Origin of the sequence: Methanoregula sp., assembly GCF_041645475.1 — an archaeon.
Taxonomy (GTDB): domain Archaea; phylum Halobacteriota; class Methanomicrobia; order Methanomicrobiales; family Methanospirillaceae; genus Methanoregula.
This window is the reverse complement of the sequence record NZ_JBAZQA010000023.1, coordinates 19,525-37,572: the sequence shown is the minus strand read 5'-3', so window position 1 is coordinate 37,572 and position 18,048 is coordinate 19,525. Positions and strand designations below refer to the sequence as shown.

The 18,048-nt window shown below is 53.0% G+C and carries 17 protein-coding genes; 7 read left to right on the top strand and 10 right to left on the bottom strand.

All coding sequences use genetic code 11. The features are described from left to right. The first annotated feature begins 443 nt into the window (after positions 1-443). Positions 444-1,238, top strand: coding sequence for a hypothetical protein (locus tag WC598_RS14515; RefSeq protein ID WP_372962228.1), 795 nt, complete (start codon positions 444-446; stop codon positions 1,236-1,238). Positions 1,239-1,253: 15 nt separating this feature from the next. Here the strand turns inward: WC598_RS14515 and ade are convergent, their stop codons facing one another. Beyond that, positions 1,254-2,936 carry an adenine deaminase gene (gene ade / locus WC598_RS14510; protein WP_372962227.1) on the bottom strand — a complete coding sequence of 561 codons (1,683 nt, stop codon included), beginning with the start codon at positions 2,934-2,936 and terminating at the stop codon, positions 1,254-1,256. Positions 2,937-2,939: 3 nt separating this feature from the next. Beyond that, positions 2,940-3,296, bottom strand: coding sequence for a hypothetical protein (locus WC598_RS14505; protein ID WP_372962226.1), 357 nt, complete (start codon positions 3,294-3,296; stop codon positions 2,940-2,942). A gap of 279 nt (positions 3,297-3,575) precedes the next feature. On the opposite strand from WC598_RS14505, the gene WC598_RS14500 reads away from it, so the two are divergent. The 5 genes from WC598_RS14500 (at position 3,576) to WC598_RS14480 (ending at position 11,082) form a co-directional block, all read left to right on the top strand. Beyond that, positions 3,576-4,469, top strand: a complete 894-nt coding sequence (locus tag WC598_RS14500; RefSeq protein WP_372962225.1) for a ParA family protein — start codon at positions 3,576-3,578, stop codon at positions 4,467-4,469. Next, positions 4,460-6,823 (top strand): methyl-accepting chemotaxis protein, encoded by a 2,364-nt coding sequence (locus tag WC598_RS14495; RefSeq protein WP_372962224.1) that lies wholly within the window; start codon positions 4,460-4,462, stop codon positions 6,821-6,823. The genes WC598_RS14500 and WC598_RS14495 overlap by 10 nt, the downstream gene beginning before the upstream one ends. 3 nt (positions 6,824-6,826) lie before the next feature. Further along, complete coding sequence (locus tag WC598_RS14490; protein WP_372962223.1) at positions 6,827-7,306, top strand: chemotaxis protein CheW; 480 nt, start codon at positions 6,827-6,829, stop codon at positions 7,304-7,306. A gap of 61 nt (positions 7,307-7,367) precedes the next feature. Beyond that, positions 7,368-10,277: a methyl-accepting chemotaxis protein gene (locus WC598_RS14485; protein WP_372962222.1), complete on the top strand. Its 2,910-nt coding sequence runs from the start codon at positions 7,368-7,370 to the stop codon at positions 10,275-10,277. A 10-nt stretch (positions 10,278-10,287) separates the two neighbouring features. After that, complete coding sequence (locus WC598_RS14480; RefSeq protein ID WP_372962221.1) at positions 10,288-11,082, top strand: protein-glutamate O-methyltransferase CheR; 795 nt, start codon at positions 10,288-10,290, stop codon at positions 11,080-11,082. Positions 11,083-11,093: 11 nt separating this feature from the next. Here WC598_RS14480 and WC598_RS14475 read toward each other — a convergent pair whose 3' ends face one another. Continuing rightward, on the bottom strand, positions 11,094-11,354 hold the full coding sequence (locus tag WC598_RS14475) for a hypothetical protein (RefSeq protein WP_372962220.1): 261 nt from the start codon (positions 11,352-11,354) through the stop codon (positions 11,094-11,096). A gap of 168 nt (positions 11,355-11,522) precedes the next feature. Here WC598_RS14475 and WC598_RS14470 point away from each other — a divergent pair, with 168 nt between their 5' ends. Next, positions 11,523-12,179 carry a hypothetical protein gene (locus WC598_RS14470; RefSeq protein WP_372962219.1) on the top strand — a complete coding sequence of 219 codons (657 nt, stop codon included), beginning with the start codon at positions 11,523-11,525 and terminating at the stop codon, positions 12,177-12,179. Between the two features lie 64 nt (positions 12,180-12,243). Here the strand turns inward: WC598_RS14470 and WC598_RS14465 are convergent, their stop codons facing one another. From WC598_RS14465 to WC598_RS14435, 7 genes are all read right to left on the bottom strand, one after another. After that, positions 12,244-12,432, bottom strand: coding sequence for a hypothetical protein (locus tag WC598_RS14465; RefSeq protein WP_372962218.1), 189 nt, complete (start codon positions 12,430-12,432; stop codon positions 12,244-12,246). A 26-nt stretch (positions 12,433-12,458) separates the two neighbouring features. Beyond that, positions 12,459-12,710, bottom strand: a complete 252-nt coding sequence (locus WC598_RS14460; RefSeq protein ID WP_372962217.1) for a hypothetical protein — start codon at positions 12,708-12,710, stop codon at positions 12,459-12,461. A 226-nt stretch (positions 12,711-12,936) separates the two neighbouring features. Further along, positions 12,937-14,784 carry a DHH family phosphoesterase gene (locus tag WC598_RS14455; RefSeq protein WP_372962216.1) on the bottom strand — a complete coding sequence of 616 codons (1,848 nt, stop codon included), beginning with the start codon at positions 14,782-14,784 and terminating at the stop codon, positions 12,937-12,939. Between the two features lie 166 nt (positions 14,785-14,950). Next, positions 14,951-15,889 (bottom strand): ribonuclease Z, encoded by a 939-nt coding sequence (gene rnz, locus WC598_RS14450; protein WP_372962215.1) that lies wholly within the window; start codon positions 15,887-15,889, stop codon positions 14,951-14,953. Then, positions 15,886-16,659: a sugar phosphate isomerase/epimerase family protein gene (locus WC598_RS14445; RefSeq protein WP_372962214.1), complete on the bottom strand. Its 774-nt coding sequence runs from the start codon at positions 16,657-16,659 to the stop codon at positions 15,886-15,888. Before WC598_RS14445 ends, rnz begins: the two co-directional genes overlap by 4 nt. After that, positions 16,656-17,204, bottom strand: a complete 549-nt coding sequence (locus WC598_RS14440; RefSeq protein WP_372962213.1) for a dephospho-CoA kinase — start codon at positions 17,202-17,204, stop codon at positions 16,656-16,658. Before WC598_RS14440 ends, WC598_RS14445 begins: the two co-directional genes overlap by 4 nt. Continuing rightward, positions 17,201-17,959, bottom strand: coding sequence for a radical SAM protein (locus tag WC598_RS14435; RefSeq protein WP_372962229.1), 759 nt, complete (start codon positions 17,957-17,959; stop codon positions 17,201-17,203). The genes WC598_RS14440 and WC598_RS14435 overlap by 4 nt, the downstream gene beginning before the upstream one ends. Positions 17,960-18,048: the final 89 nt, after the last annotated feature.

The window sequence follows — 18,048 nt, the reverse complement described above, 5'->3', positions numbered from 1 at the left end:
GGAAGGGATTCGGAAAAAACTCAAATTTGTTTCGTTTGTTTCGGTTCTTCGATCACTCGGTTGATCGGAGGTTGAGAGAATTGATGACTATCCAAAATTCATGGAGGAAAATTTAGAGAAGTACTGGATCCGGTTTCTCCGGCATATCCCGTACCTCTTCCGGCCCAGGTCCCGTTTATCGTTGTTATCCCAATGGTGATCATTGGTTATGCATATGCCCGTTTCCGGCTGAAGCGAAGGTGAGTGTGAAGGAACCGATAGCAAAAGAAGAAAACTAACCCTTATCGTTGTTGCAGTGAGAATCCACCTCTTCATCCTGCTTGCAATAGCAACTACCTTCTTCTGGAATGCAGCAAATACCCCGCCAAAGGCAGCCGGGAAAAATCTCTTTATGAACTCAGCGCGGATGATAGTATGTTGTTTGCGCTGGAGGAGTATCCGTTATGATGCCAAGAAATGGAGATCGGATACATCTTATTGCAGTGCCCGCATTTATCCTTGCACTCCTGGTAATCCCCTGCGTGAGTGATGCGACCTGGACTCCGCCACAGGACCCGGAAGTGTTCACCCCTCTGAATTCCGGGCCGTTCCATATGCCCCCGTGGATGAACCCGCCGGCCCGCGACAGTTTTGCATCAAATGTTATTATGTGGATGCAGTACTATGCGGGAAAAGAAGTGACTGCCCGTGAATACCTTACAGTTGTCAATCCCGGTTATCTGGACTCACAACCGCAGGATATCCGGGAAACGTATTCCTGGATGAAGGTCAGGGTTCCGGATCCCAGGAACCCGGATGAGGAGGCACTGTATGGCTTGCGCCGTCTTTCCATCGCCTACGGGGCTCCGGAGGGACCGGAGGATGAGGTTCGTGCCTATATGAATGATTACTCCAGGGAATGCGTAGTGAACCGATCCCTGATTGCGGTGTCGGACTCGCTCGTTGACCAGAGGATGACGGCAGCAGCGTACCTGACAACGGTCTGCCCAGCCCACTTTTTCGGACTCCCAGAATCGGTGAGATCTTCCCTGGATCATCGGGTGCTCACCGTGTCGAACATTCCCGCCCGGGAAAATGTATCGGTGCATCTTCCCACCAACTCCTTCCCGGATCCTCCGGAGCATTTCCTGAAAGAGATCAACCCGGTGATCTATGTGCCCCCGGGCCTGCAATTCGCTGAACCGGATGCAGTATGGTTGGGAAATACCCGCGCTATCAAAACCGCGACAATGGATTGAAGTTCTGCCGGCTTATTATACATTTTCCTTCGAATCGACAAACAGCGGCACATCCCGGAATTCCGCCGCATCGAAGACCCCCCGGTCCGTGATCCGCAGCGCCGGTATCACGGTCAGGGCCAGGAACGAGAGGTACATGAACGGGTCGTCGATCCCGCCCATGGTCTTTGTGACCTCCCTGAGCTGCCCGAGCCTGCGGGCAACCTCATCGTACGGGAGCGTGGACATCAGCCCGGCACAGTCCAGGGGAAGGACGACAACTGACGGGCCGGCAACCGCCGCCATCGCCCCCCCGGCCCCGATAACGGCTTCGATGGTGGAACAGATCCCGGCATCACTTGCCCCGGCAGCAACGATATTATGGGCATCGTGCGAGATGCTGCACGCAATGGCACCCTGCCGGAACCCGAAGCCGTGAACAAGGCCGATGCCCCACTTATTGTTCCCGTACCGGTTGCAGACCACGACCTTGAGGATATCCCGGTCACGATCCGGAACCGCGTTCTCTCGGATCTCATACTGCAGGGATTCGGTGAGGATCTGGTGCGGGACAAGCCCAATCACACGGGCCATGCCGTGACCCTGTATTTGCAGGTCCCGGATTGTCGGCGGGACACACCGGACCCTCGTGTGAAGTGACGCCGGTTTCGTGGGCGGACCCGCTGGAATTTCCCGGGCGGCCCGGAAGACCTGCTGAACCACGAACCGGTGCGGGTCATCGATAATGCAGAAATCCGCCCGCCGTCCAGGGGTGAGTGCCCCGCGGTCGGTTAGGCCGAACCGCTCGGCAGCCGAGAGCGTTGCCATGCGGATAGCGAGTTCGGGTGCAAGCCCACAGGCAATTGCCTTCCGGATGCAGCGGTCTATATGGCCATCGTGCAGGAGCAGGTCTGCGTGGCAGTCGTCCGTTGCAAAACAGCAGCGGGAAACCGTTGCGGGGTTCACGAGCGGGATGAGTTCAGCTATGTTGTGCTCAGTCGATCCTTCGCGGATGAAAATGTACATCCCCTTTTTGAGTTTCTCTTCTGCTTCGGCCCGGTTCGTGCACTCGTGATCGCTGTCCGGCCCGGCCAGGATATAGGCATTGAGATCCCGGCCGGTAAGGAACGGGGCATGCCCGTCCCGGACCGGGAACAATGCCAGTTTCCCGGCAACCTCCGCGTCACCCGCAAGAACGCCCGGGAAATTCATCATCTCGCCAAGGCCGAGAACACCGTCCCGCCCTGCGAACCGGGCAAGGTCGCGGGCATCCAGGGTTGCCCCTCCGACATCCAGCGGGGTTGCCGGGACGCAGGACGGGAGCATGTACCGGATGTCGACCAGGGCCCCCTCCCGTTCGCCAAGCATGAACTCCAGTCCCCGGGTTCCCGCAACATTCGCGATCTCGTGCGGGTCCGCGATGACGGTCGTTGTGCCATGCAGGGCGACAAGCCGGGCATATTCCTTTGGTGCAAGGAGGGAACTCTCGATATGGACGTGGGCGTCGATAAGTCCGGGCACGATATACAAACCGGAAAAATCCCGTTCCACACTCCCGGCATAATCGCCGATCCCAAGAACCCGTCCATCTTTGACGGCAAGATCTCCTTTCTCCCAGACGCAGGTGAACGGGTTGAAAACCCGTGCATTCTTAAAAACGGTATCAGCCGGGATGAGTCCCCGGGCAGCTTCGATGAGATCTTTTGTCACAGGCATCATCTCTTACACCTCAATATCCCGGATAACGGCAGTCCGGCGCTCGTTGTTCTGGATCACGTACACGTATGTTTTGTAGTTCCCTGGCGGGATCTCGCCCGGGACAGAGATCACGTTCTCCCCCTGGACAAGAGTCACCGGCGTCTCGAAAAAGGCGACCTCGGTCTGGTGAAAATCTTTTAGTTGATGTACCGTTACCTGGACATAGGCATCCGCAGGCCCCGAGGGACTGGTGATAGTGACCCAGACCGAGCCGTTATGGTAGCTGACATCCCCAACACCGGGTGATGTGCACCCGGCCACAAGAACCATCAGGGCGAGCAGGGCAAAGACCGTAAAACAGGTGGGCATGCGGACGGACATTAACCAGATATAATTCCTTCCACCCTTAAAAATCTGGGGGAAACCTGTCTTCTGCCGTGTACGGCTCATAAACTCTTTTATAGCAAAAGGATGAATAATTAAAAATTAATTCCCCAGATTCTGTATTTAATTCCTAAATAGAGCGCGAATCCAGGTTTAAATAAAATTCAGATAGTAATCCATTCATCAAATGCCCAAAAAGTCCCGTTATTAACGCCATATCAAAAGCAAAATTAGTTATATATTCAATCAACAAAATTTCAATCAGGTGATATCAGCGTGATCATTACTTTTTCCCACCATAAAGGCGGTACCGGTAAAACCACATCCTGCTTGAACATTGCCGGGTTCTGTGCCCGGGAAGGGAAAAAAGTACTGGTCGTAGACTGCGATCCCCAGGCAAATGCAACGGCAGGTCTTGGGATCCGTCTTCAGAGTTCCGACCGGAACATGTATGACGTCTTCATGAGCGGGATTGAAGACTTCCCTGAGACCCGGATTATCGATATCATCAAGAGAACGGACTCAGGAATTGATCTGGCCCCCTCCCACCTGGACCTTGTCGGGACCGATCCATATCTGTATCGCACACCAAACCGGGCAGGAATTTTAAAGGATGCTCTTTCCCGGGTCAAAGATTCGTATGACCTGATTTTTGTCGACACCCCGCCAAGCATGGGGCAGCTGGTCATCAACGGGCTCTTTGCAGCAGACCGTATCATCGTTACGCTCGATTCAGGGACATTTGCCCTGGACGGAGTTGCAACCATGAATACGATCTTCAGCGATATCAAAGAAGGTCTGGGAAAAGAAATTCATCCCGATATGGCGATCGTTACCCGCTGGGGAGAAGGTGTTCTTCCTGCCAGTAATGAGCCGGAACCTGCGGGTGAGCAGGATCTGTTAACGCGTATCCGGAATATTTTTTACAAAAAACCCGAGCCTGCACCTGCTGAACTGGAAGCCGCACGGGAACAGAAAACCGAACACGAACGGCTGGAGGCGATGCTTAAGGATATCCGGCAGCGCTTCCCCATCGTGTACACGGTACCGTTCTCGCCCGGGGTATATGAAGCCCAGAAACGTGGTCTTCCTTTATCCCATTGTGCCCCGGACAGCAATGCTGGTCTTGCCTACAAATCCATATCATATGAGGTGATGAGGTGGAACTGACCGACTTTGAAACAATTCTTACACGCGCGAATAACGGTGATTTTTCAAAACGTATCGATGAGAAATACGTTGAGCCAAACCTTCGATCCATTGCCCAGCAGATAAACCGCACCATTGACCGGCTTGCGGAGGCTGCGGATACAAAGCGCAAAGCGGATGCAATGATCCGGGATAACCCGCTTGCAATCGCCGTGCTGCAGAAGGACAAGAGCCGCGTGGACATCAATAAGCAGTACGAGATTGCATGGCGTGGCTCCCGCGAGGAGCTGATGAAGAAGAAACTCTATGACTTCGACATCACGGTCTTATCCGGGGAAGATTTCTATGCCTGTTTTACCACGAAAAAACTTGCCGTGACCGAGGCGCTGGTAAAATTCCCCGATGGCGTAAAACGATACCTCACGCTCTATGCAATCCCGATTCTCGACACCAATAACGAGCTTGACGGGGCGTTCTATGTCTGGGTGGATTACACCGACCTTCACGAGAAGATGGATGCCGCAAAGGAGATGGAGCACCGCGTGGACATCATGATCCAGGACAATCCGCTTGCAATTGCTGTTTTAAGAAAGGACAAGAGCCGGATCTCCATCAACAAACAGTACGAGATCGCGTGGCGGGGTACCCATGATGAGCTGATGAAGAAGAAACTCTACGACTTCGACATCACGGTCTTATCCGGGGAGGATTTCTATGCCTGTTTTACCACAAAAAAACTTGCCGTCACTGAGGCGCTGGTAAAATTCCCCGACGGCATAAAACGATACCTCACGCTTTATGCAATCCCGATTCTCGATAAAGCGGGTGAGCTTGACGGTGCATTTTATGTCTGGGTGGACTACACCGAGCTCCACGAGAAGCTGGACCAGGTCAAGGCAATGGAATATCGCAATGAGCGAATGATCCAGGACAACCCGCTCGCGATTGCTGTTTTAAGAAAGGACAAGAGCCGGATCTCCATCAACAAACAGTACGAGAAAGCATGGAGAGGAACCCATGACGAGCTGATGAAGAAGAAACTCTACGACTTCGACATCACGGTCTTATCCGGGGAAGATTTCTATGCCTGCTTCACCACGAAACGGCTTGCTGTGACCGAGGCAAAGGTCAAATTCCCCGATGGGGCAATCCGGTATCTCACACTGAATGCGATCCCGATTCTCGACCAGGCCGGAGAACTTGACGGGGCGTTCTATGTCTGGGTGGACTACACCGATGCACATGAGAAAATGGATGAGATCCAGAAACTCATGGACACGTCCCGGAGAAGGACCGAGATCCTTACCGAGAGCGCAGCGGAGTTTGCAAAAACCGTGAACCTGATGGCCCGGGGGGACTTACGAATGCGGGCCGGGATCCTTGAAGGCGACCTGCTGGCAGACCTCAAAAAGGATTTCAACAAAGCGCTTGACTCGGTCCAGAATGTCATGCAGGAGCTCCAGAAGACCGTTGCACAGATGGAGTCCACCACTGCCGATACCAGCAAGAGCACGATCGAGATCTCCAAATCAACAGAACAGGTTGCCATCCAGACCCAGAGGTCCGCAGATGGTACCAAGAAACAGTCCGATGAGATCGAGAAAGTGAGCAAGGAGATCTCGGATCTCTCTGCATCCATTGAAGAGATTGCCAGTACTTCCCACACCCTCATGGAGCATTCCCAGAAGGCGGCAAAGGAAGGCAACCAGGCCGCAGAACTCGGCAAGATCGCAACGTCCAAGATGATGATGGTGGAGAAGATTGCCGGGGAAAGTGTCACCGAGATTACAGCCCTCAATAACCGGATGAAGGAGATCTCCAACATCGTCAAGATGATAGCCGACATATCCAACCAGACCAACCTTTTGGCTCTCAACGCAGCCATCGAAGCAGCCCGGGCCGGGGAACATGGCCGGGGTTTTGCCGTAGTTGCAGGAGAAGTGCGCAACCTTGCCGGGGAATCCAAGGCCGCCACCAACCAGATTGGCGAACTCATCACCTCTATCCAGGATAACAGCGACAAGACCTCCGCAGCTATCAAAAGTTCTTATAACGAGATCCAGGCCGGCATCGAGAGCGTGAACAAGACAATTGAAGCTCTCAACCGGATCACAGCGGAATCAAATATCGTAGCAAACGGCGTTACCGAAATCACCAAGGCAACCGAAGACCAGGCAGGTGCAACCACCCGCGTGATGAACGGCATTGAAAAAGCCAGCACCATCACCCGCGAGAACCAGGAGCGGATGGAAGACATGGCAGCCCTTGCCGAGGAGACCAGCGCATCAACGGAAGAGATTGCCAGTGCATCAGCCGAACTTGCTGCTATGGCCGAACGTTTAAAGAAGATGATGGAACAATTCAAACTGAAGTGAACTATGGCATCAACTATTGAAGTAGTGGAATTTGAGCTGGGAGGCGAACGGTATGCTCTTGATATCCAGCTCGTGAGGGAGATTGTCGAGATGATGCAGATCACCCCGATCCCCCGTGCCCCCCCGTTTATCTCCGGTGTGATCAATCTCCGCGGGGAGATCACGAACATCATGAACCTCAATACCCTTCTGGGGCTTGCGAACCAGGAGATCCGTACTAATCAGAAGATCATTGTCCTCGTCCCAGAGGCTGCCGGCGGGAGTAATGTCGGTATCATTGTTGACGATGTAAGCAGCGTCCTGCAGGTTCCCGAGGGCAACATCGATCATATCGGTGAAGGTTTCGCATCGGATTTCTCCTCGTTTGTAAAAGGTATCATCAAGATAAAGGTGGATGATGCGCAGAACAAGGACGGGAAAGAGAAGAACCTGATCATCTGGATCGACATGCAGAAAGTTCTCACGGACGTTGTCTCCGAATAGCCGTGAAAGGATTGTTATTGTAAATGCTGGGACCAGTACCAAGGAAAAGCAGGGATTACCAATGACGGAACGACCGGGAAGAAAAGCATTATTCACCGGGGCTGGCGCCCCGGCAACGCCAAGCCATTCTGATGAGATTGCAGCACACGTGAAACAGCTCAACGATGAGATCGCGTCATCCCTCTCGCTGGCTGTTGCCGGCAAGAGCGCAGATCCCCTTGAGGCAGCGAAGTTCGGGGTGGAATATGCAACCCTTGTTGCTGCTGTGAACACCGCCCTTTCCCGGTTGAAAACCGAACGACAGCAGCCCTCCCCGTCAGCAGTTTCCGTCAGCACACCCATAGGTTCCACTGCACAGCAGGACGCCGTGATCCAGGATCTCCAGCACCGCCTTGATCTCATGGTAGAGCGCAACCCGGTCCCGATGCTTTTGACAACGCCGGCATTTGCCATTCTTGAGGCAAACCCTGCATTCTGTCAGATGAGCGGTATCCAGGAGGAAGACCTGGAGAAGTCGAACCTCAAGGATTTCCGGATCCTCAGCCAGAGCGGAGAAGGGGCAAAAGTGGCGCTCCAGGAACAGCGCCGCTCCTTTGGAGAGGTGACCATAGAACTTCCTTCCGGTGAAAAAACCCTCGAGCAGTACTGCATCCCGGTCATTGCTACCGAAGGTACGATCACCTCCCTGCTTTTCGTCTATAATGACATAACAGCCCAGAAGAAGAAGAACGAAGAGATCGAGCAGCTCAAACACCGTTCGGAGACCATTGTCCAGCAGAACCCGATGCCGATTCTCCTTGTGGACAAGGCCTTCCAGATCCGCGTGGCAAATGAGGCTTACACCAGTCTCACCGGGATCCAGAGAAATGACCTCCTCAAAATGACGCTCCACGATTTCCGGATTATCGACCAGAGTGGTGAAGGGCTCAAGCAGGTAATCTCTGAGAAACGCCGGTCCCGTGGCGAGGTCACGATCGAGTTCCCGTCCGGAGTGAAACGGATGCAGCAGTTCGGGATCCCCATTACTGATGCCCATGGGGATGTCGCAACAATCCTGATTGTCTATAACGATGTGACGGATGACCGACGCCAGATGGAGGAGATCAAACAGCTCCAGCAGAGTTCTGGCACAATCGTGCAGCAGAACCCAATCCCCATGCTGATGACAAATCCTGCATTTGTCGTAGTTGAAGCAAACGAAGCATATGCGAAGATGAGCGGTATTCTTCGTGATCGCATCATCGGCAGGAACCTGCGGGAGATCAAGATCCTTGAACAGAGAGGAGAGGGTGCCAAAGTTGCAATTGAGACAAAGCGGCGAGCCTTTGGCGAGGTTACGGTTGAACTCCCGAGCGGAACCCATATACTCGAACAATACGTGGTCCCCATCCTTGGGGGGAACAACGCGATCGCAAGCCTCCTGTTCGTATACAATGAAGTCACGGATCAGCGCAGGAGCCAGAGCGAGCTCCAGAAGAAGATGGATGAGGTCGCCACCCTCAAGCAGCGCTCGGATATCATTGTTACACAGAACCCAATGCCGATCATGCTCATGAACCCTGCGTTCAAGATCATCATGGTCAACGATGCTTACGTTGCCTTAACCGGGCTTGACAAGGATCGTCTTCTTGGCATGAATGCCCGGGATTTCAGGATTCTTGAACAGAAAGGAGAGGGACTTAAGAGAGTCCTTTCGGATAAGAAGCGGAGTTTTGGTGAGATCCATATCGAATTCCCCGCAGGAATCCGCGTCCTTGAACAGTACGGAATCCCGATGATTGACACAAAAGGGGAGCTTTCCACGATCCTCTGCGTGTACAATAATGTCACCACCCAGCGCGAGCAAGAGAAGCGGATCAAGGAGATGATGGACGAGGCCAAAGCCAACGCCGAACTGCTCAGCGGAAGTGCAGCCGAGCTCCAGACCGCCATGGCGCAGATTGCTGCCGGGGATCTCACGTACCGCGTAAGTATTGATGACGCCGACCCGCTGGTCAAACTGAAAGCGGATTACAATTCTGCTGCCGATGCAATCCGTAACGTACTTACCACACTCTCGCAGGCAGTCAACCGGCTTGACACAACCATCAACGATACGATCAAGAGCACGGAGGAGATTGCAAAAGCAACCGAACAGGTAGCCATCCAGAGCCAGAGGGCAACAGATAATGCAAAGAACCAGTTAAGTGGCGTCCAGAAAATCTCCAATGAAATATCCGAGATATCAGCCTCCATCGAACAGATTGCCAGCACTTCTCACGATGTCAGGACCCATGCAGATAAAGCTTCAAAAGAGGGTGTTGAGGCTGCCGAGATCGGGAATACGGCCACGAGCAAGATGCAGATCGTTGAGAAGATCTCCAAGCAGAGTGTCGATGATATCACAGCTCTCAACGACCAGATGCGCCAAATTTCCAAGATTGTCAACCTTATAACGGATATCGCAAACCAGACAAACCTCCTTGCTCTCAATGCGGCAATCGAAGCGGCCCGGGCTGGGGAGCATGGCCGGGGCTTTGCCGTTGTTGCCGGGGAAGTCAAGAACCTTGCCGGTGAATCCAAGAAAGCAAGCAGTCAGATCGAGACCCTGATCAAATCCATCCAGGCCCAGAGCGAACAGACCTCAACCTCGATGAAGAACTCGTTTGAAGAGATCAAAGCGGGCATTGACAGTGTCAACAAGACGGTTGAATCCCTCAACCTGATCATATCGGAAGCAAACATCGTCTCACTCGGAGTGAACGAGATCACGAAAGCAACCGAAGACCAGGCCCAGGCAACCAACCAGCTGATGTCCGGCATCGAGTCCTTCGGAAACCTGACAAGGGATAACCAGGAGCGGATGGAAGACATGGCCGCCCTGGCAGAGGAATCCAGTGCCTCCACCGAAGAGATTGCCAGTGCATCGGCCGAGCTCTCCACAATGGCAGGGAGCTGCAAGAATATGATCAGCGGGTTCCGCATCAAGTAACGGAGATTACATGGACGACTTTGAGCTTCTCAAGCGGTTTATTGAACAGACACTGAAGATCCAGTGCGGGAATTACAAGGAGGATTATATCAAGCGCCGTCTCCTCTCGCGGATGCGGTCAACCAATACGACAACGTACGGGGATTATCTCCAGTATCTCAAGGCAAATACGCCGGAACTTGAGGTGCTCAGAAAAGCCCTCACCATCAATGTCACGGAATTTTTCCGGGACGCTGACGTGTACGAGGCGCTCAAGAAAGAGATCCTGCCCGATATATTCCAGACAAGGAAACGGCTGCGCATCTGGTGCGCCGGGTGCTCCACGGGGGAAGAACCCTACTCGATTGCCATGATCCTGCACGAGATGATGATGCAGGACAAGACAATCACGGCCCAGATTTACGCAACCGATATCGACAAGATTGTCCTTGCAAAGGCGCAGGAAGGTATCTACAATGCAAAAGCGATGGTCAAGTTATCCGAGACCCAGACTCATCGCCATTTCACCAAGTTACCTGATGGCAATTACCAGGTCAAACCGCATCTCAAGGAGCTCATCCGGTTCCGCCCCCACGACCTGATGGGAGGAACACCGATCGCCCGTTGGCTGGATCTTATCACCTGCCGCAATGTGACGATTTATTTTACGGAAAAACAGAAGGATGACTTGGTCCGGCTGTTCCATGGGGCTCTCGTAACGGATGGGTATTACATCATGGGAAAGACCGAGTATCTGGGCCGCCAGGTGGAAAACCTGTTCGCTGCCAGGAACTCATCCCTCAAGATCTTTGTCAAGAAAGAGTAGAATTTTTACAATCACGGTTTTTTTTCTTCCTTATCCTTCTCTTCCTTCCCCCGTTCCAGGCATTCCGTAAACGAACGCTGAAGTTCCTGGCGTGCGGCATGGGCTTTGACCTGGTTTATGACCGTAATGAAGTTGACGCCGATGATGATAAGGACAAGGAGCAGGCTTACCCAGAGCATGACCCCGGTGGATGAGAGAAACGCTGCCCAGAGCAGTACCACGAATGACAGGAGGTAAAAGACAATCCATGTCCTGAGTGTGGGCAACTCCATACACATCGTTGTCATTCACACGCATAATAAAATATCGTCGGATTGGGAAATATGCACCCGGCTGGTTTCCTATTCCTGAAACGATCCGTTCTTCCTCCCACGTAACGGTCTCCGGGAAAAAGATATTCATATCGTCACTTTTTATTATTGCCTCTCCCATTACTATCTGTGAAAAAAGGGGACATATTCACCGTTGTCGGGGGACTCGTGCTGGTGATCATCATTGCGCTCATCGCAAACCCCCAGTACCTTGCCGGGATAACTTCGCCCGGATCACCGACATCGAAGACCATTGCTGCAACCCCGGTTCCACTCCCGCAGGAGCCGCTGATTCCCATTGTCCTTGCCACACCGGCACCCGTAGTCACTCCTCTACCATACATGGAGGATGCTGCCCCCTACCAGATCTTTTACACGAGTAAACCATTTTCATATCCACGGTTCAAGATGCCGGAAAATATGGAAACATTTGGTGCTTCCGAAATTCCTCTCCGCAACCAGAAACTGGTACCGTTTGCTTTTGTTGAGGATACGCGGGGAGGACTTACCCAGAAATTCTCTGTTCCCTATCCGCTCTGGGTTCTCAATATCACGGTTAATGCCACCCGCAATCCCCAGTACGGGAACTTCCGTATGGTCATCTGTTATGCAAGCAACGGAACGATAATTGACGGAGCCGAGATCCTGAACCAGGGATCGATGTACCGCGTGTTGCAGACTTCCAATACCGATCTTTACATGATCATAACTACGCAGTACATTGATAGTTACAGAATTGAACTTGAAACCCCGAGAAACTATTACGATCTGTACCGGCCACGATAAATTTTACCAGCATATAAAAAAAAAGATTCCCGGCCCTGAAATTGAGGGGACCGGTGTATTTTGTTCACAGCTTTTCTATGATAACCCGTACGCGGTCTCCCGCTTTGAGGGGGTGGCCCTTGGGGATATCGATATTGAACCAGAGGGCATTGGGGTTGTCCTGGGTGGGGTCCTGCGACATTACACAGTCCTTCTGGTCGTTGATATCAGCAATGAATTCGACCACGGATTCAAGTTCAAGAACTTTTGTCATGATAATCAAAAAAAAATAGAAATCAATTAAATTGCACGCGGTGTTACCATCCAAGTCGTGCTGTTCGAATAACTCCAGCGTATGATGTCAAGTTCTTTGCAGCTGTCTGCAAGAATTGCCATGTTTGTCCCGACCTCTTTAGGGGATAAACCAAGGTCTTTTGCAATGTATTTGGATTTGAAATAGTGTTTGCCTTTGGTTATACCGGAGTTGAGGTACTGGACAATCTTGTGCTGGGTCTCGTTATACTTTTCACGGAGGTTTTTTGTTGTTGTCATGGTGTGCCTCAGCATTAAAAACTCATATGAGTTATCATATATATATAAACATCGGTTAAATGGGTCAATTTTCCTGTCTTTTTTGTTCCACCGGACGATAATTCTGACCAGAAAAGATTTATCGGGCCTGCACATTGAGCGGTTGCCCGCCGGCGCCGGTAAACGAATCCATGGGAATATCCGGGCATGAATCGATCCCGGTTTTCAAAAAAAAACGTAATCCGGGTTATCTCTGGATCTCTGCATCGGCAATTTTCGCAATTAACGCTTCAAGCACCACATCGCGCATGCCTTCTACGAATTTTATGCTGCCGACAACCAGGTGCCCGCCACCGCTGATACCGCCGCCGGGAATTTCATTTCTCAGTTCCCGGACCATCCGCGGGATGTTCATCAGTACACCCCGTGAGCGCAGGACGGCAAAGTCCGGGCCAAAACCGATGGTGACAACCGGCTTTCCGGCATTCTGCCTGCAGAGCCGGTCATGCACTTCCCCGCTTGTTTTGCCGGGTGGCGGGAACGTGAATTTGTGGGCATGGATCTCCACATCGAGCAGGAACAGATTTGCCTCGTTTTTCAGTACCCGTGGAACTACGTGGGGCATGGAGGCGTTCATCTGGTCCTCAATCATCGTATTTGCACCTTCAACCAGGAGGGATACGAGTTTCCTGTGGCGTTCCGTGTTGCCGGTGATGTTGAGGATATCCTTGACGATCTCCCGCCCGTCATTGAACCGGAGCCAGAACTGCTCGTAGTCGAGGGCAAGGGCAATATCCTTGCAGGCCTCTTCAGAATACTGGTCGCGGACAAGCGATAGGAAAAGTGCCCGTTCAGGTGCTTCACTCCGGTCCCCGACACCGGCTACCGCCGGAAGGTGCCGGATCAGCGGCTCAACCGTGGGGTTGATAAGACGTGCAACCTCGGTCCCGAGCATTCCTGCAGTGATCCCGAAATCCCCGCCAACATGGTAGGGGTTCACGTGGGCCAGAAGGTACTTGTCAATGGTTGCATCCGGGTGGTGGTGGTCGACTACAATGAAGGGAATCTCGTACACGCTGGCGATCTTGTAGGACGGTTCGTCTTCTTCCGTTGAACCGTTGTCCGTGAGGATCACGAGCGGGATCTTCTGGCCAAACCGGACGTGGTCCTTTAAAGAGAAATCAAGGTCGCGGGTGATGTCCTCGATCTCGTAGAACGGGGCTTTTGAGGGGGCCCGCTTGAAAAGGAAATATTCTGCATCAAAGTCCCCACCGGACTCGCGGATGAGGGAAACAACGGCTTGCTCGATTGCAACTGCCGAACAGATACCATCAGCATCTGCATGGTGGCGCAGGATGATTGGCTGTGAGGTGAATACCGCTTTCCGGATGAGCTTTGCTACCTTCCGCATCTCCGGACGAAGCCGCTCCATAACCTCACTTTTGACAAGGAGCGGAATCTCTTCGGGTTCTGCCCGGGCATCCAGTGCCTTCTCGATCCGCACCCGGACTGCCACGGCATCTTCCTCAGAAAGGACCGTGAGGGCATCAACCTCTATCTGGAGCTGGTTGTTGCGCATCATCACTTCGCCGATAATCCGAATGATATTGCCAAGTTCGGCCTCCGGGTATGCCCGGACACCGGCTTCGACAAACGCTGCGGCATTCTGCGTCCCGGTCTCGTCAACGATGGTGAAGATAGTCGGGCCGCTCGTCTGTTTCACCTGGGCTATTTCACCTTCAACGGCAACAGTCTTGCCCACTTTACCGGAAAGATCCGCAATCCTGACCGTGGTGGATTTGCGCTCCACGCTCTGGATCTGGTATACCTGGATCTGGACTTCTTCAAGGTCAATGTTGCCATTCGGGCGGACCTGCCGGACCCGGACAAGGACCGCATCCTTCTCCTTATGCTCGCTTTTCATGTTGCTCTTATGGACGAGCCCTTTGATCCGGTCGTTTATCTGAACGAACATGCCGAAGGTTGCAAACCCCTGGACTTTTCCCTGGTACGTATTCCCTTCTTCGATATCTGCGAGATCGCACCCGGCACCGAGCCGGTATACGAGTACATCATTGGTTTCGGTATTTTGCATCTTTCTCTCACCACACACAGGCGTTTTGGCATAATTGTTGCGATATGGTATCTGCTATCGTCAACGTTACGCGGTAATGGAACAGATCCAAGTGATCCTTCCGTATAAGTATCAATGGGTGTCCGGAGGTTTAATTTAGTTGTTATGAGGCACCGGATCCAAAAAGTTAATCCCGGAACGGGACTTCAACCATGTCGAGGTCGTTTGGCGCAAGAATCGGCCCGGTAAATTTTTTTCGTGCATCGCTGACATGTGCCTGGACATCCGTATATCGGGAACTTGTGTGGATAAGGACGAGGGTTGCGGCATTCAGCGCTGCAGCAGCCTCTCCGGCCTGCCCGGCGGTCGCGTGGTAGAACTCCGATGCCCGGGCAGCTTCGGATTCGTCATATGTTGCATCATGGATGAGGAGGTCTGCATCATGGGCTATGTCCATGATTCCGTAATGGACCGCCCGCGTATCACCAGTGTAAACGATCTTTCTGCCCCGTCTGAGTTCGCCCATGACCTGTTCGGGCCGGATCTCGATCGCGGATTCACCCATGCCGATCTTCACCACCTCCCCTCTCTGGAGTTTCCCAAAGAGCGGACCCGGGGGGACACCAAGCTCTATCGCCCGCTCGCGGTCAAATCTTCCGGGCCTTGGATCTTCCTCAAGCACAAATCCAAGGGCCGGGAGGCCGTGGTTGACGGAAAACGCTGATACCGTGTACCCATCGAACCGGACCCACGACCCGTGCCCGAGTTCAACGGATTCCATGGGGAACTTTAAGTTGAACCGGGCTACCTGGCGCAGGGTTGCAACAAAGTCATGCACCCATTCCGGCCCGTAAATCGTGAGGGGCTCTGTGCGCCCATTGAACGACATGGTCTGGACAAGCCCGAAGATGCCAAGGAAATGGTCGGCATGCCAGTGAGTAACAAAGATGGCGTTGATGGTAAAACCGCACCGGGACCGCATCATCTGCTGCTGGGCACCTTCTCCGCAGTCGAAGAGAAGCGTATCGGATCCCCGCCGGATCATGATACAGGGCGGGTTTCTGGTCGGGGTCGGCAGGGCCCCGGCCGTGCCAAGGAAATAGACATGCAGCGTCTCTCCACTCAAACGAAACACTCCTTAAATACGGCAAGGCTCCGCTTTGCCTCTTCTATGGATCTCCCTTCAACCACAACAACACCGGAATACCGGGCTGCAACCCCTTTTCCAACGGTCTTCCACGGGATGGTCCCGTCGCCAAGAGGGAGGTGTTCGTCCGAGACGCCATGGTTGTCGTGGATATGGATGTGGTTTGCTTTTCCCACATGGGGTAAAAACGCGTTCACTTTCCCGATCGTGTTCGCGTGTCCGAAATCAAAGGTCATGCCTATGCCCTCGATGCCTTCCGTCATCCCGATGAGCTCTTCCGGGAACCGGCAGAGGAACTCCTTGATTCCGATCATATTTTCAAGGCAGGCAAGAACCCCGTGGTCCGCAGCGGATCTCCCGATCCTCCGGAGCGCTTCTTTCTGGAGACCCCAGATCTTGTCCGGCATCAGTTTTCCCACCGGGGACAGGTATCCAGGGTGGATGGTGACCCGGTCGGTGAGCTCCGAGGCATGTTCAATACAGCTGATGATCTGGCGGACGGATTCCTGCCAGATGGGATCGTTGAGGGTTGCGAGATTGAGGTCGCCAAACGGGGCATGGACGGTCACCTTCAGGTTCGTGCTCCCTACAACATCACGTATCCTTTGAAACGCGGCGGGATCATCGAGCCGGTAGTTGCCGTCTGCGACTATCTCCCAGCCGGAATAACCGGTATCCTCGATCCCGGGCACCCAGCTGATATCGTCCCAGACCTTTGATGAGGAGGAGAAATAGGGGCGAAGCGTCATTTGTCCTTCTCCAGGTCCGTAAGCAGGGTCCGGACTTTCTTCGTGAACTCTTCCAGGCTCCCTTCATTCGTGACAGAGCAATCCGCCTCTTTCAGAGCATTGCCAAGACCCCAGCTCAGTTCGCGCTCATCCCGGTTCCGGAGTGCATCGGCGGACGTGAAATCATCCGAGCGGGCCCGGGCGGTGATACGGGCGAGCCGGTTATCGAAGGATGAATCGATACTGATGAGGGTGAACCCGGTAAAATGGTTCCGGAAAAGTGCTACTTCGGTCTCTCCCCGGATCCCATCCACCAGCACGAGGGGTTCCGGGCGGGCCTGTATCTCGGGAATGCAGAGCCGGGCAATGGCATCCATCCCACCTTCGGCCCGGAGCCGGTTTGCAGTCAGGCCGAAATTCGCATCGGTGGGTTCGAGTCCAGCGGCCTTCACCGCGTTCCGGATCATATCCCCCATGACAATGACCGGTATGCCCATACCGGTTGCAATCTTTGAAAATTCACCTTTCCCGCTTGCGGGAAGCCCGACAACACCCAGTACTTTCATGAACCAGCTCCAGATTTATAGATAATTTCCCCCACATCCCGTGTTCTAATCCGCACTTTTCTTCCCAGTCGGTCGGCCAGCCGTTTGATCTCATCCAGCGTCAGCGGATGGTAACTCTCCTGGAGCTTCCTTTTCCTCTCGCGGTATTCGCCTTCAGATATATTTGGGGGAAGATCTCTTAATCGTAATACCTTATGCTCCCCCTGCTGAAGAACAAGGGGGATCTTTGCTATCATATCTGAAATTTCCTCAATATAGTTCTCATTCTCGTAAAAAACAGTAAGAACAACCTCAAATTCCTTCAGGATATCCTTTGCATAGGCCGTTTTACAGAGCTGGAAGGTTTTTCTGGCATTTCGTTCATAATTCTGGAAATGGGTGTCATTCGTTCCGGGTTCACCGGAATACCCCTCAAAACGGGACTTGAAATCCAGTGCCACTTTGTCAAGGAGTTTTTCTTCCAGTAACGTTTCGATAGTTCCCGAAAAGAATCCATTGGTCTGGATACCAACCTTGAGGTCCTGGCTTTTTGCATAACAGGCCAGTTCGATCAGCGCTTCTTTCTGCATCGTGGGCTCGCCTCCGGAAAAAACAATGCCACTGATATAGGGTGATGAGGATTTGATCAAATCCCGGATCTCGGTAATCTCGCGGAAATCCTCCCCGGAGAGGATTCCCTCGTTCTGGCAGTAGGAACAGTGTATCGGGCAGCCCCGGAAAAAGACGGTACATACTGCCCTCCCCCGCCAGTCTATTGTTGAGAGTGGAATGAAGCCCCCGAAATTCAGCCTGATACGATCACCGTGCCGGATTATTTTATTCCCCTCGTTATATCAGTGTATTG